Origin of the sequence: Cellulosimicrobium sp. PMB13, from assembly GCF_051294865.1 — a bacterium.
GTDB lineage: Bacteria > Actinomycetota > Actinomycetes > Actinomycetales > Cellulomonadaceae > Cellulosimicrobium.
Window position 1 is genome coordinate 4,234,157 of the sequence record NZ_CP145910.1, and the last position, 22,737, is coordinate 4,256,893.

At 73.5% G+C, this 22,737-nt stretch carries 11 protein-coding genes; 8 read left to right on the forward strand and 3 right to left on the reverse strand.

The features are described from left to right. Window positions 1-53: 53 nt before the first annotated feature. Together V5D56_RS18870 and V5D56_RS18875 are read left to right on the forward strand one after the other, a co-directional pair. Complete coding sequence (locus V5D56_RS18870) at window positions 54-1,412, forward strand: sensor histidine kinase (RefSeq protein WP_435736799.1); 1,359 nt, start codon at window positions 54-56, stop codon at window positions 1,410-1,412. Continuing rightward, window positions 1,409-2,143 (forward strand): response regulator, encoded by a 735-nt coding sequence (locus V5D56_RS18875; RefSeq protein ID WP_435736800.1) that lies wholly within the window; start codon window positions 1,409-1,411, stop codon window positions 2,141-2,143. The genes V5D56_RS18870 and V5D56_RS18875 overlap by 4 nt, the downstream gene beginning before the upstream one ends. 689 nt (window positions 2,144-2,832) lie before the next feature. Here the strand turns inward: V5D56_RS18875 and V5D56_RS18880 are convergent. Continuing rightward, a complete protein-coding gene (locus tag V5D56_RS18880; protein ID WP_435736801.1) occupies window positions 2,833-6,021 on the reverse strand; it encodes an efflux RND transporter permease subunit in 3,189 nt (1,062 codons plus the stop codon). Window positions 6,022-6,121: 100 nt separating this feature from the next. On the opposite strand from V5D56_RS18880, the gene V5D56_RS18885 reads away from it, so the two are divergent. Beyond that, the gene (locus tag V5D56_RS18885) at window positions 6,122-6,646 is read left to right on the forward strand and encodes a MarR family winged helix-turn-helix transcriptional regulator (protein WP_435736802.1); all 525 of its coding nucleotides are present in this window, start codon (window positions 6,122-6,124) and stop codon (window positions 6,644-6,646) included. 9 nt (window positions 6,647-6,655) lie between these two features. On the opposite strand, the gene V5D56_RS18890 is transcribed toward V5D56_RS18885, so the two are convergent. Further along, window positions 6,656-7,888, reverse strand: coding sequence for an MFS transporter (locus V5D56_RS18890; RefSeq protein ID WP_435736803.1), 1,233 nt, complete (start codon window positions 7,886-7,888; stop codon window positions 6,656-6,658). Window positions 7,889-8,010: 122 nt separating this feature from the next. Here V5D56_RS18890 and V5D56_RS18895 point away from each other — a divergent pair, with 122 nt between their 5' ends. Next, the gene (locus tag V5D56_RS18895; RefSeq protein ID WP_435736804.1) at window positions 8,011-8,484 is read left to right on the forward strand and encodes a MarR family winged helix-turn-helix transcriptional regulator; all 474 of its coding nucleotides are present in this window, start codon (window positions 8,011-8,013) and stop codon (window positions 8,482-8,484) included. Window positions 8,485-8,505: 21 nt separating this feature from the next. Here V5D56_RS18895 and V5D56_RS18900 read toward each other — a convergent pair whose 3' ends face one another. After that, entirely contained in the window at window positions 8,506-9,351 is an 846-nt protein-coding gene (locus tag V5D56_RS18900; protein WP_435736805.1) for an oxygenase MpaB family protein, read from the reverse strand. Between the two features lie 138 nt (window positions 9,352-9,489). Between V5D56_RS18900 and V5D56_RS18905 the strand changes: the two genes are divergently transcribed. The 4 genes from V5D56_RS18905 (at window position 9,490) to V5D56_RS18920 (ending at window position 22,736) form a co-directional block, all read left to right on the forward strand. After that, window positions 9,490-15,576, forward strand: coding sequence for an Ig-like domain-containing protein (locus tag V5D56_RS18905; protein WP_435736806.1), 6,087 nt, complete (start codon window positions 9,490-9,492; stop codon window positions 15,574-15,576). Window positions 15,577-15,666: 90 nt separating this feature from the next. Beyond that, the gene (locus V5D56_RS18910) at window positions 15,667-16,287 is read left to right on the forward strand and encodes an ArsR/SmtB family transcription factor (RefSeq protein ID WP_435736807.1); all 621 of its coding nucleotides are present in this window, start codon (window positions 15,667-15,669) and stop codon (window positions 16,285-16,287) included. Then, window positions 16,284-16,523: a hypothetical protein gene (locus V5D56_RS18915; protein ID WP_435736808.1), complete on the forward strand. Its 240-nt coding sequence runs from the start codon at window positions 16,284-16,286 to the stop codon at window positions 16,521-16,523. The genes V5D56_RS18910 and V5D56_RS18915 overlap by 4 nt, the downstream gene beginning before the upstream one ends. A 198-nt stretch (window positions 16,524-16,721) precedes the next feature. Beyond that, window positions 16,722-22,736: an Ig-like domain-containing protein gene (locus tag V5D56_RS18920; RefSeq protein ID WP_435736809.1), complete on the forward strand. Its 6,015-nt coding sequence runs from the start codon at window positions 16,722-16,724 to the stop codon at window positions 22,734-22,736. Window position 22,737 lies beyond the last annotated feature (1 nt).

Below are 22,737 nucleotides of genomic sequence, written 5' to 3' on the forward strand. Positions count from 1 at the left end.
GTCCGCAGGGCTCTCCCCCGGCACAGGCTCCGCCGTCGCCACGCACGCTGGCCATGCGTCCGGCCCCCCAGCCGTTCACGGAGCTCGACGCGCGGCGTCTTGGTCCCGTGCGCCGCTACTTCGCCCGCCACCCCGTCGTCATGGACTGGGTGGTCAGCGCGATCTTCGTGGTCCCCGGCCTCTTCTACGTCCTGCTGTCACCCGAGACGGCGAGCCTGCCCGACGTCGTCGCGGTCCTCCTCGTCCTGGCCGGCGGTACCGCTCTCCTGTGGCGTCGTCGGCGTCCCGTCCTCGTCGCGCTCGCCGTCGCCGTGCTCGGCGTCGTCGCCATCGCCACGACGGGCGACACGGTCGGGTACGACGTCGCGTCGATGTTCGCGATCTACGCCGTCGCCGCCGCCCGCCCGCCGCGCGTCGCGTGGCCCGTGCTCGCAGCTCTCGTGGTGCCGTTCACCACGGCGACGCTGCTCTGGTACGACGTCATCCTCGACGCGGACGGCGTGCTCGTGCGCGAGGCGGCCGACGCGGGACAGGTCACCGCCGAACGAGTCATGAGCATCCTCGTCACCACGATCCTGTGCCTCGTCGCGATGGCGATCGGCTCCAACGTGCGGGCTCGCCGACAGCACGTCACCGACCTCGTCGACCGGGCGAACTCGCTCGCGCGGGACCGCGACCAGCAGGCCCAGCTCGCGGCCGCCGCGGAGCGCACGCGCATCGCGCGCGAGATGCACGACGTGGTCGCGCACTCCATCACCGTCATGGTCGCCCTGGCCGACGGCGCCCGCGCCTCGGGGGCGAAGAACCCCGAGCTCGCCGCGCACGCCCTCGACGAGCTCACGGCGACCGGGCGTGCGGCGCTCGCCGACATGCGCCGGGTCCTGGGCGTGCTGCGCGAACCCGGCCAGGAGGGTCGGACGGTCCCGTTCGCCCCCGCCGACGACGTCGCGGAGCTCGAGGACATCGTCGAACGGTTCCGCACCGCGGGCCTGCCCGTCCGCCTCGTGCGGCGCGGCCCGCAGCCGACGCTCGAGCCGACCGTGCGCCAGGCCGCCCACCGCATCGTCCAAGAGGCGCTGACGAACGTGCTCCGCTACGCGCCGCTCGCGCCGATCGTCCTCCTCGAGGTCGTGCGGTGGGACCGCTCCGCCTACGGCGAGGGCGACTGGCTCGAGCTCCGCATCGTGAACCGTGCCGGACGGCGCCCGGGCGAGGGCGACAGCGTCGACGTCCGCGACCTGCCGCCGTCGGTCGCCGAGGCGCACCCGGAGGGCGTGCCCCTCGGCACCGGGCGCGGGATCATCGGGATGCGTGAACGCGCCGCCGTGCACGGCGGTACCGTGACGGCCGGGCCGGTCGGTGACGGCTGGGAGGTGGTGGCGCGCCTGCGCCTCGACGGAGGACATCGATGACGGGAACGGGAGCACCGGTGGGTCACGACGACGGGACGCCGAGCACGAGCACGATCCGCGTGCTGCTCGTCGACGACCAGGCACTCCTGCGCATGGGGTTCCGCATGATCCTCGCGGCCGAGGACGACATCGAGGTCGTCGGAGAGGCCGGGGACGGCGCGACGGGGATCGCGCAGGCGTCGGCCCTGCGCCCCGACGTCGTGCTCATGGACGTGCGCATGCCGGGCACGAACGGGATCGAGGCGACGGAGCGGATCGTCGCCGAGACCCCGTCGTCGCGCGTCATCATCCTCACGACGTTCGACCTCGACGAGTACGCGTTCTCCGCGCTGCGCGCGGGCGCGAGCGGGTTCCTCCTCAAGGACGCGAAGCCGGGCGAGCTCGTCGGGGCGATCCGCGCCGTCGCGAGCGGCGACGCCGCCATGTCCCCGCGCATCACGCGGCGGATGCTCGAGATGTTCTCGGGTCAGCTCCCGCAGGACGGCGGGGCACCGGCCGCGGCGGCGACCGGCCGCGACGACCCCCGCCTGGCTCACCTCACGGCCCGCGAGCTCGAGGTGTTCGAGGCGCTGGGCGAGGGCCTGACGAACGCCGAGATCGCCGGCCGCTTCGTGCTCTCGGAGGCCACCGTCAAGACCCACGTCGGCCGCGTCCTCGGCAAGCTGGGCCTGCGCGACCGCGTCCAGGCCGTCGTGCTGGCGTACGAGACGGGCGTCGCTCGCCCCTCCTGACGCGGTGCTCGCGTCGGTCGAGCGGTCGTGGTTGCGTCCGGCTCGGCGCGAGGTCGTGGTTGCGTCCGGCTCGGCGCGAGGTCGTGGTTGCGTCCGGCTCGGCGCGAGGTCGTGGTTGCGTCCGGCCGTGCGGGGGTGGGACGACGCCGGGTCTACCATCCGCCGCTCGTGCCTCGCGGCTCCCGCCAGGCCCGCCACGACCCGGCGTCGTCCCACCCCCGCCCGACCTCTCCCAGCGCGTCACCTCCGCCGCCTGCCGGCGGCACGCGAGGTCGGACGCGGGTCGGCCGCGGCAGGACACCGTCAGCCACCGGCGGCTCCTGCCGGATACCAGAGCTCTACCTCGGCGACCACGGCTCTACCTCGGCGACCACGGCTCTACCTCGGCCACCACGGATCTACCTCGGCGACCACGGCTCTACGTCGCGACGAGGGTCTGACGTCCCCATGCCGCGAGGCCAGGGCGAGGGGCAGGACGAGCGGGCGGTGCGGCGTCGGATGCGAAGGGCGTCAAGGCCGCGCTCCTGAGACGGACGGCCGACCACGCGTGGTGACGGCGCGGACAGCCCGAGCACCGACGCCGCACCGCCCGCGGACCCGACCGGACCCGACCGGACCCGACCGGACCCGACCGGAACCCGACCGGACCGGACCGCGGACCCGACGGGCCCGCGGTCCGGTCGAGGGTGTCAGGCCTGCGCGGGGACCAGCTTGTCGGCCTCGGCCTGCGCGGACGCCTCCTGCTTCGCGGCCCGACGCGCCCGGCGCTTCTCGCCGCGGCGCTCGACGAGCAGGTAGAGCACCGGCACGACGACGAGCGTGAGCAGCGTCGAGCTGATCAGGCCGCCGATGACGACGAGCGCGAGCGGCTGGGAGATGAACGCGCCGCCGCCCGTGATGCCGAGCGCCATCGGGGTGAGCGCGAAGATCGTCGCGAGCGCCGTCATGACGATGGGGCGCAGGCGCTTGCGGGATCCCTCGAGCACCGCGTCGTCGAGCGAGCGCCCGCGTTCGCGGTACTGGTTGATGAGGTCGATGAGCACGATGGCGTTCGACACGACGATGCCGATGAGCATGAGCATCCCGATGAGGGACGGCACGCCGAGCGGGGTCGACGTCGCGAGCAGCAGGAGCAGCGCGCCGGTCGCGGCGAACGGCACCGAGACGAGCAGGATGAGCGGCTGCACGAGCGAGCGGAACGTCGCGACCATCACCACGTAGACGATGAGGATGGCGGCGAGCAGCGCGAGGCCGAGGTCGGCGAACGCGTCCTCCTGCTGGGCGACGACGCCGCCGATCTCGACCGACGCGCCCGCGGGGAGGTCGAGCTCGTCGACCGTCGTGGTGAGCGCTGCGGTGAGCGAGCCGAGGTCCTGTCCGGCCGGCGTGACGGAGACGGTCGCGCTGCGCTCGCCGTCGAGTCGCGTGATCGACGTCGGGACGGCGACCTCCTCGATCGTCGCGACGGACGTGAGCGGCACGGGGCCCGTGGCGCTCGGGACGACGAGCGCCTCGAGCTCGGCGACGGTCGCCGGACCCTCGCCCTGCGACACGACGACGTCGACCGGGCCGTCGCCGAGGTCCACGCTGCCGATCGGCATCGGGGACATGACCGACGCGACGAGGCCCGAGAGCTGGGTCTCGGTGAGGCCCGCGGCGGTGGCGGCGTCGCGGTCGACGCTCACCTGGACCGTCGACTGCTCGGCGGCGAGGTTGTTGGTGACCTCGATCGCGCCGTCGGTCGCGGCGGCGGCCTCCTGGACCTGCTGCGCGGCGTCGGCCAGGGTGTCGGGATCGGTCGTCCGCACGACGAGGTCGACCGTCGACGAGCCCATGAGCGCCTCGCCGCCCGCGACCGTGATCTCGGTCGTCGCGTCGGTGCCGAGGTCGGCGACCGCGTCGCGGATCGTGTCCTGCGCGGCGGTGCCGTCGGCGTCGGCGGCGAGCGTGACGGCGAAGGTCGCCTGCGGCGTCGACCCGCCACCGAAGAAGGCGGCCGCCGCGGCGTCGCCCTGGCCGACGGTCGTCTGGACGGTCTCGACCTCGTCGAGGCCGAGCAGCGCGTCCTCGACGGTGCGCGCCGCCTCGTCCTGAGCGGCGAGCGTCGTGCCCGGCTCGAACGACTCGGTGACCGTGAGCGTGTCCTGCCCGGAGTCGCCGAGGAAGTTCGTCTCGAGGCGCGGCACGAGGGCGAACGTCCCGACGAGGACGAGCACCGCGACCGCGAGCGTGACGACCGGGCGCCGCAGCGAGGCGCGCAGCGTCGGCATGTAGGCGCGCTGCCAGATGCCGCGACGCTCCTTCGCCTCGGCCTCGGCGCGCGTGCGCTCGGCGATCTCGGCTGCGCGCGCGACGGACTCGTCGGAGCCGTCGTGCTCGAGGACGCCCTTCGGGGCCTTGATGAACCAGTACGCGAGCACCGGGACGATGGTCAGCGCGACGAACAGCGACGCGAGCATCGCGATGGCGACGGTGACCGCGAAGGGCCGGAACAGCTCGCCGACCATGCCGCCGACGAGCGCGATCGGGGCGAACACCGCGACGGTGCAGATCGTCGAGGACGTGATGGCGCCGCCGACCTCCCGCACGGCCGTGAGGATCGCCTCGCGCTTCGGCTCGCCGTACGACAGGTGCCGCTTGATGTTCTCGATGACGACGATGGAGTCGTCGACCACGCGGCCGATCGCGACCGTCATCGCGCCGAGCGTGAGGATGTTCAGCGTGTAGCCCGTCGCGTTCATGACGATGAACGTCACGCACAGCGACAGCGGGATGGAGATCGCGGAGACGATCGTCGAGCGCAGGGACGCGAGGAACAGGAGGATGACGACGACGGCGAAGAGCAGGCCGAGCCCGCCCTCCGTCGCGAGGCCCTCGATGGACTCCTCGATGAACGGCGCCTGGTCGAAGACGACGGCGACGCGCACGCCCTGGTCGGCGAGCGCCTCGTCGAGGTCGGTGAGCGCGTCCTGGACGGCGTGCGAGATCTCGACGGTGTTGCCCGCGGGGGTCTTGGTGACGGCGATCGCGAGCGACGGCTCGCCGTCGAGCCGGGAGTACGACGACGGGTCGGCGTCGACCTCGGCGACCTCGGCGACGTCGCCCAGCGGCACGACGCCCGCTGCCCCACGGAGCGGGAGCGCCGCGAGCTCGTCCACGCTCGTGATCTGCGAGCCGATCTGGACCGTGAGCTCGGTGACGCCCTCGGTCACCGTGCCGCCCGGGATCAGCACCCCGTTGTCGTCGAGGAGCGTGGAGACGTCGGCGGACGAGACCCCCGCGGCGGCGAGCGCCTGCGGGTCGAGGTCGACGTGGACCTCGCGGTCCGCGACACCCGTGACCGCGACGGAACGCACCTCGTCGATCTCCTCAAGCCGCGGCACGACGACGGACTCGACGACGGAGCCGAGCTCCGCCGCGTCGAGCTCGTCGCCGCCCTCGGCCCCTGCGGCCGCGAGCTGGATGACCGGGAGGTCGTCCACCGAGCCGGTGACGACCTGCGGCTCGACGTCGGCCGGGAGCTGGGACTGGATGCGGGTGACCGCGGTCTGGAGCTGCTGGGCCGCCGCGTCCATGTCGGTGCCGTAGTCGAGCTCGACGGTGGTGACCGACAGGCTCGTCGACGCGGTCGAGCTGATGCCCGCGATGCCGTCGACGCCCTGGACGGCCGCCTCGAGCGGCTCGGTGACCTGGTCCTCGACGATCTCCGGTGCGGACCCTGGGTAGACGGCGACGACGGCCGCGGCCGGGATCTGCAACGACGGGATGAGCTCCTGCTTGAGCGAGCCGAGACTGACCACGCCGAAGATCGCTGCCGCGACCGTGACGAGGGCGACGACGGCTCGGTTCGCGAGCGACGTCCGGGCGAGTCGGGACACGGTGCCTCCAGGCAGCGAGGGAGAGTGAGGACTTCGACGCCGTCGTCGATCGTTAGCCTAACGCTAAGCATCCGCGGTGAGTTCCGGGTACGGTCCCAGCGTGGGAGAGCAGCACGAAGACCGCCCTGGCGAGCGGCGGAGCGAGCGCCGGACGGCGGCCCGGGACACGCAGCAGGACGACGAACGCCGCCTGCTCGTCGACCGTGTCGAGGAGGCCGGGAACGTGCTCAGCGAGATCTTCCTCGCGCAGCGGCTCGAGCCGATCCTCACCACCCCGCTCACCGTGCAGCAGCTGCGCGCGCTCGCGGTCCTGCAGCTCGACGGGCCGTCGGGCGCCCACCACCTCGCGGAGGTCCTCGGCGTCACGGCGGCGACGGTGTCGGGCATCGTCGACCGGCTCGTCGCGGCGCAGATGGCCGAGCGCCGCCCGGACCCGAGCGACGGGCGCGTCCGCCTCGTCGCGGCGACGGAGCGGGGGGCGGACGCCGTCCGACGTCTCGCGGCGCGCGAGGAGCCGACGCAGCACCTGCTCGAGCGCCTCGACCTCGACGACCTGCGCGCACTGGTGCGCGGGATCGCCGCGCTGGCCGACGCCGCGCGCGCGGAGGCGGGTTCTCCCGGCTGACCTCCGCCGTCACACCTCGCCGAGCGCCTCCTCCGGCGTCCCCTCGACGGCGCGGGCGCGACGGTCCCAGCGCGACCACAGGACGCGCTCCCCCAGCTCGCCCGCCATGCGGTGCGCCGTCGCGAGGAACACGACGATCCCGACGACGAGGACGCCCGCACCGACCCAGAACGGCGCCGTCGGCGAGACGGGGTGCAGCAGCCCGGCGATGACGGGGGCAGGAGCGGCGAAGCCCCAGCGCACGAGGTTGAACGCTCCGGTCGTCACGCGCCGGTCGGGGTCGCCGAGCGCGAGGGACAGGTCGGTGAGGTTCGCGTTCGCGATGCCCATGCACACGCCCGCGAGGACGAGCACCGCGATCGACGCGGCGGTGCCGAGGTCGAGCGCGAGCAGCACGAGCGCGACGAGCACCCCGAGGATCGCGATCCCGAGCGTCTGCACGGCTCCGACGCGGTGCGCGAGGCGGTGCCCGACGACGAGGATGCCGACGGCGAGCCCGACGCCCCACGCGGTGAACACGAGGCCGAGCGGGATCACGTCGAGGCCGAGGAACACGGGCGTGTAGCCGAGCACGACGAAGAAGCAGAAGTTGTACGCCGCGGTGACGGCGGACAGGGCGAGGAACCCGGGCTTGCGGAAGAGCCGGAACACCTGGCCGACGCGCAGCGGTGCCGGCTTCTCCACGGGGTCCTTCAGCCGGGTCACCGAGACGAGCAGCGCGACGACCATGAAGACGCCGCACGCGAGGAACGGGACACGCCACGAGATGCCGCCGAGCAGTCCGCCGAGCAGCGGCCCGACGGCGAAGCCGAGCCCCACGCACGTCTCGAACAGCGCGACGACCCATTCGCGGTCGTTCGCGAGGGAGACGAGCAGGACCATCGCGGTCGCGAAGAACATCGCGTTGCCGAGGCCCCACAGCCCACGGAGGGCGGCGAGCTGGCCGATCGTCGTGCTGAGCGCAGCGAGGACTGCGGCGACCGCGACGAGCGAGACCCCCGCGACGAGGATCTTCTTGTAGCCGAAGCGACCCGTCGCGAGGACAGCCGGGATCATCCCCGCCGCCATGACCGCGATGTACGCGGTGAAGAGCAGCTCGATCTGCCAGGTCGACGCCCCGATCTCCTCGCCGATGACGGGCAGGATCGGGTCGACGACCGCGATGCCGGCGATCGCGAAGAACGCGGTCAGGGCGGTGGCGTAGATGGCGGTGCGGTTCGGCTCGTCGCGTGTCGAGGCCACGTGGTGCTCACTCCCGTCGGATTTAACTGTATCTAGCAGCTACTTTCCTGTAGGCTACACCTATGTCCGTTGCTCGGGGAAACGATCAGGCCGGCGACAGCGCCGCGCGCGATGTGGTCGCCGTGATCGAGCTCGAGCTCGCGCAGCTCCTGCGCCGTGCCGAGCGCACCCGTGCGTCCGGCACCCCGACCACCGGCACCCCGACCACCGGTGCGCACGGTCCTTCGCGCACCGGGACGCTCGACAGGTCCGGGTACCTGCTGCTGCACGGCCTCGCGACGCACGGACCCCAGAACGTCAACGTCCTCGCCGCGCGGCTGGGGCTCGACGCGTCGACGGTGACCCGCCAGGTCGTCGCCCTCGAGCGTGCGGGCCACGTCCGACGCGTGCGCGACCCGCACGACGGCCGGGCCGTCCTCGTCGAGCCGACCACCGAGGGCCTCGACGAGCTCGCGCGGCACCGCGCGACGCGAGCGACCCTCTACGCCGACGTGCTGGGTGGGTGGTCACGACTCGACCGGTCGCTGCTCGCCGAGCTCCTCGGACGCCTCAACGCCGACCTCGACGACTTCCGCCGGCACCGCGACGACGGCTGAGCGCGACGGCGGCCGAAGACCTCAGGGGGCGGGGAGCGCCCACCGGATCGCGCGCGTGACGACCGCGCCGGCAGGACCGGCCAGCGCCGGCGGCACGAGCCGCACCGGCGGCAGCCCGTCGCGCGCCCACGGCGGCAGCGACGCGCGGGCCGCCGCCGCGAGGCCGGCGTAGACCGGTCGGACCGCGGCGGGCAGCGGCGGCTCGACGAGGAGGAAGCGCGCGGCGTCGAGCGCGGCCGGCGTGACGGCGAGCTCGGGCCGGTAGCTCGCGATCGACGCCTGGAGCTCGGCCCACGTGCCGGGCACGTCCTCGACCCCGAGCCGCCTCCCGACGTCGCCCGCCCGGGCCACGTACTCGTCGCACCCGGCACGGTCGAGCGGCTCCGCGCCGAACAACTGGTGCGCGACGAGGAAGCTCTCGGTCTCGGCGACGTGCACCCACCGCAGCAGGTGCGGGTCGCCCGCGGCGTACCGTCGCCCGTCCGGGGTGGTCCCCCGCACGCGGTGGTGCACGGCCCGGACGGCGTCGACGGCGCGCTGCGCGTCGTCCGCGGTGCCGAACGTCGTCGTCGCGATGAACGTCGAGGTGCGCTGGAGCCGGCCCCACGGGTCGCCGCGGTACCCCGAGTGGGCGGCGACGCCGGCCATCGCGAGGGGGTGCAGGCTCTGCAGCAGCAGCGCGCGCAGACCGCCGACGAACATCGAGGCGTCGCCGTGGACGCGACGGACCGGAGAGGACCGCGCGAACCAGCGCGGGCCGGGAGCGTGGTGGATGCGTGCGCGCGTCGCCGCGGCGTCGGGACCGGCGACGCGCGCCAGGATCGCCGCGCCCGCGGAGCGCCGTACGGGTGAAAGGGCGTCCAGCATGTCCCGATCGTCCCACCCTCCCGTGGGCACGCACCTCCGACCGCGTGGTCGCGGCCCTATCCTGTGCTGGCGGGCGGCGCCCGTGGGCGCGCCTCCGGACCGGCCGGCAGGTCGTCCGGGACGTGCTCGGAGGACGTCGTGGGAATCAGGTCGCGCGTTGCGGCGAACCGCCGGACCGTCGCCTCGGCGACCGTCGTGGCCCTCTTCGCGACGACGCTCGTCGCCGTCGCCGCCCTGTCCGAGGGCGAGGCGTCCGCGGAGGTCGACCTCAACGACTCGGGCGTGTGGGTGACCAAGACGTCGACCGGCCTCGTCGGCCGGTTCAACGCGGAGTCGCAGGCGCTCGACGGCTCGCTGCTCTCCGGGAGCGCGTCCTTCGACGTCCAGCAGCAGGCGGGCCGGGTGCTCGTCGAGGACCTCGCGACGTCCACCGCGAGCCCGGTGGACGTCGCCCACCTCGTGCTCGACGGCACCGTGCGCGCGCCGGCGGGGTCCCAGGTCCGCTCGGGCGGCGGCACCGTCGCCGTGCTCGACACCGACGAGGGCACGCTCTGGGTCATGCCGTTCGACGCCGCCACCGGCCTCGACCCCGAGAAGACCGAGCCGGTCACCACCGTCGGGGAGGGCGGCACTCTCGCCGTCTCCACGGACGGCACGGTCTTCGTCGCGGACCCCGCCGAGGGCCTGCTGCACGAGGTCCGCTCCGGTCCCGACGGCACGGCCGAGGAGCCGACGTCGTCCGCGCTCTCGGTCGCGCCGGGCGCGGACGTCGAGCTCACGACGGTCGGAGAGGTCCCCGTCGTCCTCGACCGGACGGCCTCCACGCTCGTGCTCCCCTCCGGCGATGTGGTGAGCCTGGCCGACGGGTCCGAGGCGCGGCTCCAGCAGCCGTCCGCCGAGTCGGGATCCGTCGTCGTCGCCACGGCGACCGGGCTCGTCACCCAGCCCCTGCGCGGAGGCGACGCCGTGGTCCGGCGCGCGAGCGGCGTCCCGGCGCCGCCCGTCCAGCTCGACGGCTGCACGTACGGCGCCTGGTCGTCGTCCGGGGAGGTCGTGCGCGACTGCGACGGGACGGAGCGCGACCTGCAGCGCACGCTCGACGGCGTCGACACGCGCGCGACCCTGCAGTACCGGGTCAACCGGCACGCGATCGTGCTCAACGACCTCGCGGCCGGCACCCTGTGGATGGCGGCGGACGAGTTCGAGGTCGTCGACGACTGGGACCAGGTCAAGCCCGAGGACGCCGAGGGCGAGGAGTCCGAGAGCGAGGAGAGCTCGCCGGAGCAGGTCGACCAGGTCCTCACCGACCGGTCGAAGCCCAACCGGCCGCCGCTGCCGAACGACGACGTCCTCGGCGTGCGCCCCGGCCGCACGACGATCCTGCCCGTGCTCGCGAACGACGTCGACCCGGACGGCGACGTCATGACGGCGGCCCTCGCCGGTGCCGGACCGGACGGGGTGCTCGTGCAGCCCGTGCTGGGTGGCGCGGCGCTCCAGGCGACGGTCCCGGCGGACGCCGAGGGGCGCTCGTCGTTCACGTACCGGGTGAGCGACGGCCGGGCCGGCGGGACCGCCGAGGCGGACGTCTCGCTCGAGGTCTTCGGCTGGGACGTCAACGAGCCGCCCGCGCAGACCGGTGAACCGGTGCTGAAGGTGGTGCAGGGCGGCACGGCGACGATCAAGGTCCTCCCCTACTTCCGCGACCCCGAGGGCGACGAGCTCTTCCTGTCCTCGGCGAGCACGTCGGGTGCGGGCGACGAGGTCCGCACCCTTCCCGACGGCACGGTCGAGTACCGCGACGCGGGGGCCTCGCCGGGGCGCAAGATCGTCGAGCTGCTCGTCTCGGACGGTCGCGTCACCGCCGAGGGACGCCTCCTCGTCGACTCGGTCCCCGCGGACCAGCCCCCGACCGCGGTCAACGACCACGTGGTCGTCCCGGTCGGCGAGACCGTCACGGTGTCGCCGCTGCGGAACGACTCCGACCCGGACGGCGACGCCCTGCGGCTCGTCGGGGTCGCCGAGCAGGCGCCCGCGGAGATCACGCCGAGCTTCGAGGCGGGGACGTTCGACGTGCGCTCCACCGAGGCGCGGTCCTACGACCTGACCTACGACGTGAGCGACGGCCAGTCCGTCACGACAGGTCTCGTGCGCGTCGACGTCGTGGCCCCGGCGGAGGACGACGAACCGCCCGTCGTCGTGTCCGACCGGGCCCTGCTCCCGGCCGACGGATCGACCCTCGTCGACGTGCTCGCGAACGACACCGACCCCGCGGGCGGCGTGCTCGTCGTCCAGTCGGTGGAGGTGCCGGACGGCTCCGGGATCTCCGTCGCCGTCCTGGCGCACCAGGTGCTGCGCGTGACCGAGGTGCGCCGCCAGTCGGAGCCCGTGACGTTCCGCTACACGGCGTCCAACGGCTCCCGCACCGCGGTCGGCGAGGTCAGCGTCGTGCCCGTCCCGCCGCCGGTCGAGCTGCGGCCGCCCACGGCACTGCCCGACGAGGTGACGGTCCAGGCGGGCGACGTCGTCGACATCCCCGTGCTGCGCAACGACGTGCACCCGGACCAGCTCGAGCTGACGCTCCAGCCGGAGCTCGAGCAGGACGTCGACCCGGCCGTCGGGGAGGCGTTCGTCTCCGAGGACCTCGTCCGGTTCCGTGCCGGCACCGAGGCGGGGACGACGTACGCGATCTACCGCGTCCGCGACTCCAACGGCCAGGAGGACTCGGCCCAGGTGACGATCCGGGTCCGGGCGGACGAGGACAACGCGGCCCCGCGCCCGCCCGAGGTCGTCGCCCGCGTGCTCAGCGGGACGACGGTCCGGATCGCGGTCCCGCTCGGCGGCGTCGACCCCGACGGCGACTGGGTGACCCTCTCGGGCGTCGCGTCCCCGCCGGGCAAGGGGTCCGCCGAGCTCGTCGACGGCTACCTCGAGTACACCGCGACGGCCACGGCCGTCGGCACGGACACCTTCACGTACGCGGTGGTCGACGCGCGCGGCGCGACCGCGACCGGCACGGTGCGCGTCGGCATCTCGGTCCCGCCGCCGACCAACCAGCCGCCCGTCGCGGTCGACGACGAGATCACGGTCCGGCCGGGGCGCACGGTCGCCGTCGACGTGCTCGACAACGACAGCGACCCGGACGGCGACCAGCTGTCGCTCGTCGCGTCGGAGGTCGAGGGCGCGCTCGAGCTGCCCGCCGAGGTCGTGGGCGACCGCGTCGTCGTCACGACGCCGGCCGACGACGGGACGTCGACGTTCTACTACGCCGTCCAGGACGCCTTCGGGGCGCGAGCGTCGGCGGCCGTGACGGTCGTCGTGCGACAGGACGCGCCGCTCCTGCCCCCCGTCGCCCACGACGACGTCGTCCCGCTCGAGGCGGTGCTGGGCCGCGAGAGCGTCGACGTCGCGGTGCTCGAGAACGACGTCGACCCCGACGGGACGGCGCAGGAGCTCACGGTGGAGGTCGCGGACGAGGACGTGGTCGTCGACGAGGACGGCGTGCTCACGGTCCCGCTGACGACCGACTCCCAGGTCATCACGTACAGCGCGACCGACGTCGACGGGCTGAGCACGCGCGCCTTCGTCCGCGTGCCGGGGCTCGGCACGACGGAGGAGCCCGTCCGCAAGCCCGTCCTGCGCGCCGGGATCACCCCCCTTGAGGTGCTCAGCGGCGAGCCCCTGACGATCGACGTCGCCGACTACGTCGTCGTCGCCGAGGGCCGCACGCCGCGCCTGACGGAGGAGTCGGCGGTCACCGCGTTCGAGGGGACGCGCGAGGTCACGGGGGCGACGACGATCGTCTACACGTCGCGCGCCGAGTACGCCGGGGCCGCGGGGGTGACCTTCGAGGTCACCGACGGCACCGGCCCGGACGACCCCGACGGCGCGACCGCCGTCCTGACCCTGCCGATCCGCGTGCTCCCGCCGGAGAACCTGCCGCCCGAGCTGGGCGCGCCGACGGTGGAGGTCGCAGCCGGTGAGGAGACCTCGATCGACCTCGCCCGGTTCGCGACCGACCCCGACGAGGACCCCCTGACGTTCACCGTCACCGGGTCCGCGCCCGGCCTGACGACGACCGTCGAGGGCTCCACCGTCACCGTCCGCGCCTCGGCCGACGTCGAGCGGGGCACGACGCTCGCCGTCCCCGTCCAGGTGAGCGACGGCGAGAACCCCGGGGTCGACGGCGAGCTCGCCGTGACCGTCGTCGCGTCGACCCGTCCGCTCGCGACGCTCGTCGACGACGTCGTCGAGGACGCGCACCAGGGGGTCGAGATCTCGGTGCCGGTGCTGCGCAACGACAAGAACCCGTTCGAGGAGGTCGGGCCGCTCGAGCTCCTCGGGGCCGCGGTCGACACCGGTGACGGATCCGCCCAGATCGACGGCGACGAGGTCCTCGTGACCCCGGACGAGTCCTTCGTCGGCGTGCTCGTCGTCCGGTACCGCGTCCAGGACGCGACGCAGGACGTCGAGCGGCAGGTCGAGGGCAGCATCACGGTCACCGTCCTCGGCAAGCCCGAGGCGCCGACCGCGCCCCAGGTCGAGGAGGTCCGCTCCGAGACCGTCGTGCTGACGTGGGACCCGCCGAACAACAACGGCGCGGAGATCACGGGCTACACGGTGACGTCGCAGAACGGGTACGAGAAGGCGTGCTCGACGACGACCTGCACCCTCGACGGCCTGACGAACGACGTCGAGTACACGTTCACGGTGGTCGCGGAGAACGCGGTCGGCCCGTCGCCCGCGTCGCCCCCGTCACCGCCCGCACGGCCGGACGAGAAGCCGGACCCGCCGGCGGCCCCGATCCTGACCTTCGGCGACCGGTCGCTCACGGTGACGTGGGAGAACGCGACCTACACCGACCGCTCCCCCATCCGGTGCGTCAACCTCGAGATCGTCCCCGCCCCGGACGACGGCGTGTTCCGCAAGACGTGCGTCGCCGGCACCGAGACCGTGTGGTCGGGCCTCGACAACGGCGTGCCGTACACGGTGACCGTCCAGGCCGTCAACGACGCCCCGGAGCCGTCGGACTGGGGCGCGGCGTCGGACCCCGAGGTTCCCGCCGGCGTGCCGGACGCGCCCGCCGCGCCGAGCGCGAAGCGCACGGACAGTGCCGTCAACGGCGGTGTGATCGGCCTGACGTGGAGCACACCGTTCGAGAACGGTGACGCCGTGAAGACCTATCACGTGCAGCGCTTCCGCAACGGCTCCCGCGACGGCGCCGCCGTGCCCGTCGCCGGGAAGACCTCGTACTCGGCGACCGGGCTCGACAACGAGTCGTCGTACACGTTCACGGTCACTGCGGAGAACAAGGCCGGCAAGGGCGCGGCGAGCGCCGCGTCGGCCGCGGTGATCCCCTACGGCCAGCCCGGCGCGCCGGGGACGCCGTCGGCCGCGCTCATCTCCGGGGACACGAACGGGAAGGCGCGCGTGACCTTCGGGGCGGCGGACGCCAACGGCAACGCGGTGACGTACACGGTGCGCGCGAACGGCTCCGGCGGCCGCAGCGTCCAGACGACCGCCACGACCCTCACCTTCACCGGGCTGACGAACGCGCAGCCCTACACGTTCGACGTCCAGGCGTGCAACGCCGCCGGGTGCTCGGCGTTCACCGGGCGGTCCGGCTCCGTGACGCCGTACACGACGCCGAGCACGCCCGGGGTCTCGTGGACCAAGACGTCGGCGACCGACGGCTACTTCACCGTGAGCGGGCCGAGCTCGGACGGCGGCAACGCCGCGCGCGTCGAGTGGTCGCTGTCCGGGTCGGAGAGCAACAGCGGCACCGGGACGGGGCGCATCGACCTCGCGGGCGGCTACTCGCGGAACTACACCGTGCAGGCGCGCGCGTGCAACGCCGCCGGCTGCTCGGGGTACGTCTCGGCGTCCGGCGCGACCGACGCGCCGCCGCCGCCGCCGAACCCACGCGCGTGGGTGGTCCGCGGGCCGCGAAGCGACGTCTCCGGCTGCTCGGGCTACATGTGCACGCAGTACCGGGTGTACGCGAACGCGGACTTCCCGTCGGGTTCGCACTCCTTCCAGTGCTGGAGCAACGCGAACGGGTACGACCACAACATCTCGGGCAACTCGTACACCCGGACGCTCAACGCCAACGGCTTCGTCGACCTGCCGTGCGTGCTCGGCAACGCGTACATCAACGGCGGACTGGCCCAGGCGTGGGTCGTGATCGACGGGACGCACTACGAGAGGACCACCTGGCCCGCTCCCTGACGCGGCCCGTCGGGACGACGCCACCGGTCCAAAGAACTCGCTGCAAAGAAACCCTTGCAAAGAGTTCTTTGGATCGGTAGCGTCGTCGTCATGAGCACAGACGACGCCGTGACGACCTCCGAGGACGTCGAGGACACCGAGCAGTCCCTCGGGCCCGCACAGCTCAAGGCCCTGGCCCACCCCCTGCGGATCCAGATCCTCGACCTGCTCTCCGCGCACTCCGCCCTCACGGCAAGCGGGATCGCCGAGCTCGTCGGCGAGTCGAGCGGGTCGACGAGCTACCACCTGCGCCAGCTCGCTCGCCACGGCTTCATCCAGGAGGTCGCGGACCGCGGCACGGGCCGCGAGCGCTGGTGGGAGCGGCGGCCCGGCGGGTTCCGACTGGGGCTCCCCGAGGACCCGGAGGACGTCGCGGCGATCGCGACGTCCCTCACGGTCGCCCTCGAGTTCGAGAAGGCGCGCGCACGCAAGATCCAGTCGCTCCTGGAGAACTCGCAGACGCTCGACCGGGAGTGGCTCGACGTCACCCGGCTCACGACGACGGCCCTCTGGCTGACCGCCGAGCAGATGGCCGAGGTCGGTGCGGCGTGGGAGCAGTTCTCCGACGCCCTCGACCGCTTCTCCCACCAGGAGCAGACGCCGGGCGCCCGACCCGTGCAGGTCCACTTCAACCTCTTCCCCCTCGTCGACGGCACGGAGAACCCCTCATGAGCGCGTACTCCCCCACCCTGCCTCGCACCGCCGACCTGCGCGGGCTCGACCGGCTCCTCGTCCGGGTCGGTTCGCACCTGACCTCGCTGGGCCGACGCCGCGCCGCAGCCCGCGCCCGGGCGCTCGCCGCGCGCACCGCCCAGGCGGGCGTCCGCGAGCTGGACGAGCTCGCTCGCGGCCACCTCGAGCGGCTCGACGACAACGCCGCGCAGACCCACCCCCTGCTCCTGCGCTGACGGTTCCGACGCCCGGCGGGGACTTCTGCCCACTCCAGGGCCTGTCCCCCGTTCTCCCCTCCCGGCTATGCTCGTCCGGGCCGCTCGCGCCGTGCCCGCACCTCGCTCCGTCGGTGCGCACCGAGCCGAGGTTCCGACCGGGGGAGTTCCGTGGGTTTCCTGTCACGTCTGTACGAGAACCGTCGCGCCGTGGCGTCCGTGAGCACCGTGTCGGTGTTCTCGACCGCCGTGGTGGGGCTCGCGCTGTGGTACGAGGGCGAGGCCACGGCCGACGTCGAGCTGAACGACTCGGGCGTGTGGGTGACGAAGACGTCGTCCGGGGAGCTGGGCCGGTTCAACTACGCGTCGCAGGCGATCGACGGCGTGCTCGTGGCGGGCTCGGCGTCGTTCGACGTGCAGCAGGACGAGGGTCGGGTGCTGCTCGACGACGACGGGACCGGCACGGCGTCACCCGTCGAGGTGGCGCACCTGACGCTCGGCGGGCAGGTGCGCGTGCCGGCGGGGGCGCAGGTCGCGTCGGGCGGCGCGACGACGGCGGTGCTCGACGGCGAGGAGGGCCTGCTGTGGGTCCTGCCCTTCGACGGCGCGACGGCGTTCGACCCCGAGGAGACGGAACCCGTCGCCGAGCTCGAGGGTGACGGCGCGCTGACGGTCTCGGGCGACGGCACGGTGTTCGTCGCGGTCCCGTCGACCGGGACGCTGTGGACGGTGGAGACGTCCGGCAAGGGTGTGGTCGAGGGCGCGCCCGGCACCGCGGACCTCCCGGTGAGCCCGGGCGCGGACCTCGCGGTGACCTCCGTCGGCGACGAGCCCGTGGTCCTGGACCGGTCCGCGTCCACGCTCGTGCTCCCCGGCGGGAGGACGGTGCCGGTCGAGGACGGCGAGGGCGCGCGCCTGCAGCAGCCGTCCGCGGCGTCGGCCGACGTGGTCGTCGCGACGTCGTCGGGGCTCGTCACCCAGCCGCTCGACGGCGGCGACGCCCTGACCCGGTCGGCGCAGGGGTCGCCGTCTGCTCCCGTGCAGCTCGACGGCTGCACGTACGGCGCGTGGGGCTCCACCGGACAGGTCGTGCGCGACTGCGCCGGCACCGACCGCGACCTGGACAAGCGGCTCGAGGGCGTGGACCCGCAGGCGCGCCTCGAGTACCGCGTGAACCGGCACGTGATCGTGCTCAACGACCTGGCGGCCGGGACGCTGTGGATGGCGGCCGACGAGTACGAGAAGGTCGACGACTGGGACGTGCAGATCCCGGAGGAGGCCGAGGGCGAGGAGTCCGACGCGGAGCTGACCAACCCGGAGCAGGTGGACCAGTTCATCGCGGACCGGTCGCAGCCGAACAAGCCGCCGCAGCCGAAGGACGACGTGCTCGGCGTCCGACCCGGCCGCACGACCATCCTGCCGGTGCTCGGGAACGACGTCGACCCGGACGGTGACGTCATGACGGCGACCGTGGGCGGCGACGGACCGGACGGGGTGACGGTCGAGCAGATCCTCGGCGGTGCTGCCCTCCAGGCGACCGTGCCCGAGGACGCCGAGGGCACGCACGGCTTCCGGTACGCGGTCGCCGACGGTCGCGGCGGGACCGCGGAGGCCGGGGTCTCGCTGAAGGTGTCCCCGTGGGACGAGAACGAGATCCCCGAGCAGACGGGTGACCCGGTGCTCAAGGTCGCGCAGGGCGGGACCGCCACGATCAAGGTGCTGCCGTTCTTCAAGGACCCCGACGGCGACGACCTGTACCTCGCCTCGGCGGACGCGACGGTCGCCGGGGACGACGTCCGCTCACGGCCCGACGGGACGGTCGAGCTCCGCGACGGCGGCGGGTCGACCGGTCGCAAGATCGTCACGCTCACGGTGGCCGACGGCCTGGGCGGCATCGCGGAGGGCAAGCTCCTCGTCGACGTGGTCGCGGGCCAGCAGCCGCCGATCGCGGTGAACGACCACGTGGTCGTCCCGGCCGGGCAGTCCGTCACGGTCGAGCCGCTGCGCAACGACACCGACCCGAACTCGGACGCGCTCCGCCTGACGACCGTCTCCGAGCACGACCGGGCGCTCATCACGCCGAACCTCGACGCCGGGACCTTCGCGTTCGTGGCCGACGAGCCCGGCTCGTACGACCTCACGTACCAGGTGACCGACGGCCCGGGCGTCACCACGGGCCTCGTCCGTGTCGACGTGCTGCCCCCCGACGCCGCGAGCGGCCCGCCGATCGTCGTCGCCGACACCGCGCTGCTCCCCACCGGCGGCACGACGCTCGTCGACGTGCTCGCGAACGACACCGACCCGGCCGGCGGGGTGCTCGTCGTGCAGTCCGTCAGCGTGCCCGACGACGCGGGCGTGTCGGTCGCCGTGCTGGCCCACCAGATGCTGCGGATCACGGAGATCCGCCGCCTGGACGGTCCGGTGACGGTCGAGTACACGGTCTCGAACGGGACGCAGACGTCGACCGGCCAGGTGCGTGTCGTCGCCGTGCCCGCGCCGACGAAGCTCCAGCCACCGAACGCTGTCGCCGACGAGGTCATGGTGCACACCGGGGACGTCGTGACGATCCCCGTGCTGAAGAACGACACGCACCCGGACGGTCTCGAGCTGTTCCTGCAGCCGGAGCTGGAGCAGGACGTCGACCCGACGCTGGGCGAGGCCTTCGTCTCCGAGGACACCCTGCGCTTCCGGGCAGGGGCCGAGGCCGGGACCGCGCACGCGATCTACCGCGTGCGTGACGCGAACGGGCAGGAGGACTCCGCCCAGGTCACGATCCGCATCCGCGACGACGAGGACAACGAGCCGCCGCAGCCCCGCGACATCGAGGCCCGCGTCCTGTCCGGCGCGGCCGTGCGCGTCGACGTGCCCCTCCACGGGATCGACCCCGACGGCGACTCGGTCCAGGTCACGGGCGTCGCCTCCGCACCGAGCAAGGGCACGGCCCGGGTGGTCGACGGGAGCCTCGAGTACAGCGCGTCGAAGAGTTCGACCGGGCTGGACACGTTCACGTACTCGGTGCTCGACGCGCGCGGCGCGACGGCGACCGGGACCGTGCGGGTCGGCATCTCGCGCCCGGCCGAGACCAACCAGGCACCGGTCGCGGTCGACGACGAGATCACCGTCCGGCCGGACCGGACGGTCTCCGTCGCGGCGCTGCGCAACGACACCGACCCCGACGGCGACCAGGTCGCCCTCGTCCCGTCCGCCGTCGAGGACGAGCACGGGCTGGACGCCGAGGTCGTCGCCGACCGCGTCGTCATCACGTCCCCGCAGGACGACGGCGCGTACACGTTCTACTACGGCATCCAGGACACGTACGGCGCGCGCGCCACGGGAGCGATCACCGTGAACGTGGCCGCGGACGCGCCCCTGCTGCCCCCCGTGGCGCGCGACGACGCGGTCCAGGTCGAGGAGATCCTCGGCGAGACCGAGGTCAGCGTGCCCGTGCTGGACAACGACGAGGACCCCGACGGCGCGGCGACCGAGCTCGAGGTCGGTACCGACGCGCAGACGGCGACCGTGAGCGAGGACGGCGACCTCGTCGTGACGCTGACCGAGCAGCGTCAGGTGCTGACCTACACCGTGACCGACGTCGACGGGCTCACCGCCAAGGCGTTCGTCAAGGTGCCCGGCCTGACCGACCAGGTCCCGACGCTGCGTCCGGGCACGTCCCTCGAGGTCGTCGCCGGTCAGTCCCTCGACATCGACATCACCGAGCACGTGCTGGTGGTCGAGGGCCGGACCCCGCGCCTGACGACCGAGAAGACGGTCAAGGCCACGGAGGGCTCGCGCGAGGTCAGGTCGGTCACGCAGATCACCTACACCCCGAGCCCGGAGTACCACGGACCGGCCTCGGTCACGTTCGAGGTGACCGACGGGTCGGGGCCCGACGACCCCGACGGCAACGTCGCTCTGCTGACCGTCCCGATCACCGTGCTGCCGCCGGAGAACCTGCCGCCCGAGCTGCGGGACGCGACCCTCGAGGTCGCGGCGGGCGAGGACGCGTCGGTCGACCTCGCCCGGTTCGCGACCGACCCCGACGGCGACACCCTGTCGTTCAAGGCCACCGGGCCCGGCCAGGGGATCTCGGTCTCCGTGGAGGGCTCGACGCTGCACGCGCAGGCGACGCCGGAGGTCCCCAAGGGCACCGTCGTCGAGGTCCCGGTCACGGTCTCCGACGAGAACAACCCGCCCGTGGCGACGCAGGCCCGTCTCACCGTGGTGGCGTCCACGCGGCCACTGACCCGCGCGAACGACGACGCGGTCGCCGACGCCCACCAGGGCAAGGAGACGACGGTCGACGTCCTGGCGAACGACTCCAACCCGTTCCCCGACACCCCGCTCACGCTCCTGGACGCGGTGATCGAGACCGGTCAGGGCACTCCGCCCGTCGTCCGTGGGGACTCCGTCGTCGTGACGCCCCGCGAGGACTTCGTGGGGGTCATGGTGGTGCGCTACCGGGTGCAGGACGCGACGAAGGACCCCGACCGCGAGGTCGAGGGCCGCGTCCAGCTCACCGTGCTCGGCAAGCCCGAGGCCCCGCCGACGCCCCAGGTCGAGGAGGTCCGGTCGAAGACCGTCGTGCTGTCCTGGGACCCGCCGAACAACAACGGCGCCGAGATCACCGGGTACACCGTGCGCTCCCAGAACGGGTACGAGAAAGCGTGCGGGACCACGACCTGCACCCTGGACGGGCTGACCAACGACGTCGAGTACACGTTCACCGTGTTCGCGACCAACGCCGTCGACGACGGCCCCGCGTCCCCGCCCTCGGCCGTCGCGCGCCCCGACGAGAAGCCCGACCCGCCCGCCGCCCCGACCCTCGAGTTCGGCGACGAGTCCCTCACCGTCACGTGGAAGAACGCGACCTACACCGACCGCTCCGCGATCGAGTGCGTCAACCTGCGCATCTCCCCGGCGCCGGCCGGCGGCGCGAGCGACAAGACGTGCCTGACCGAGACCACGACCACGTGGGAGGGACTGACCAACGGCCAGGCCTACACCGTCCAGGTCCAGGCCGAGAACCGCGCCCCCGACCCGTCCGAGTGGGGTGAGCCGTCCGCGTCCGAGACCCCCGCGGGCAAGCCCGCCGCGCCCGCCGCGCCCACGGCGCGGCGCACGTCCATCGGCGCCACGTCGCAGATGGAGGTCACCTGGACGGCGCCCGACCCGAACGGTGCCGCGATCTCGCAGTACACGGTCGACGTGCTCCAGGGTGGTTCCGTCGTGCGGTCGGTGACCGCAGGGGGCGGTGCGACGAGCACGACCGTGGGTCTGCCCGCCGACACCACCGGGTACACGTTCCGGGTCCGGGCGCACAACAAGGCCACCGACAAGTTCGGCGACGCCGAGTCCTCCCCCGCGTCCAACGCGGTCCGCGCGTTCGCCGCGCCCGGCGCCGTCTCCGGCCTCAGCGCACGCGCCACGGGGTCCGACGGACAGGTCCAGCTCTCGTTCGGCGCGGCGACCGGAAGCGGCGTGCGCTCCGACGAGATCAGGTACGAGTACAACGCGGGCGGCGGCTGGGCCGCCCTCGGCGCGGACAAGGTCGTCGGTGGCCTGACCGACGGCCGCGAGGCGACGATCCAGGTCCGCGCCGTCGCCGGTGTCGACGGCGCCGACGAGCCGGGACCGGCCGCGAGCGCGAGCGCGACCCCGTACGGACCGATCCCCGCACCCGCCCTGACGATGGCCGGTGGCGACCGCGCGATCACCTACAGCTGGTCGACGTCCGACAACGGTCGCCCGTACACCACGTCGGTCACCGGTGCCGTGCGCTCGAACAGCACGTCCGGGTCCGGGACGCTGAGCGTCGGCTACTCGGAGACCCGGGAGATCTGCGTGACCGTCACCCCGACCGAGGGCGCGACGAACCAGACCTGCCGGAGTGCGACGTCCGACAAGAGGCCCGAGCCCGTCCTCCAGGCGTACAAGGGATCGAACTACCCCTCCGTCACGTGCATCCACTCGTCGTGCGCGATCGTCGACCTCTCGATCTCCGGTGCGGAGCCCAACACGCCGTTCACGGCGTCGTGCTGGACGAGCCACAACGGCGACCACATGTTCGAGGGCACGCGCACGTACTCCGTCGACCGCAACAACCGCCCGCTGCGGACCGACGCGAACGGGAACTTCCCGCGGACCGGGATGTGGTGCCACTACGGGCAGCCGGGCGCGCAGGTGTGGATCCGCACGAACGCGTTCGGCGACTCCCGCAGCGTGACCTGGGGCTGAT

Coding starts and splice junctions, on each gene's coding strand:
- V5D56_RS18900 (WP_435736805.1), bottom strand. CDS start 9,351: ATGCTGGACGCCCTTTCACCCGTACGGCGCTCCGCGGGCGCGGCGATC.
- V5D56_RS18910 (WP_435736807.1), top strand. CDS start 15,667: ATGAGCACAGACGACGCCGTGACGACCTCCGAGGACGTCGAGGACACC.
- V5D56_RS18870 (WP_435736799.1), top strand. CDS start 54: ATGCGTCCGGCCCCCCAGCCGTTCACGGAGCTCGACGCGCGGCGTCTT.
- V5D56_RS18875 (WP_435736800.1), top strand. CDS start 1,409: ATGACGGGAACGGGAGCACCGGTGGGTCACGACGACGGGACGCCGAGC.
- V5D56_RS18915 (WP_435736808.1), top strand. CDS start 16,284: ATGAGCGCGTACTCCCCCACCCTGCCTCGCACCGCCGACCTGCGCGGG.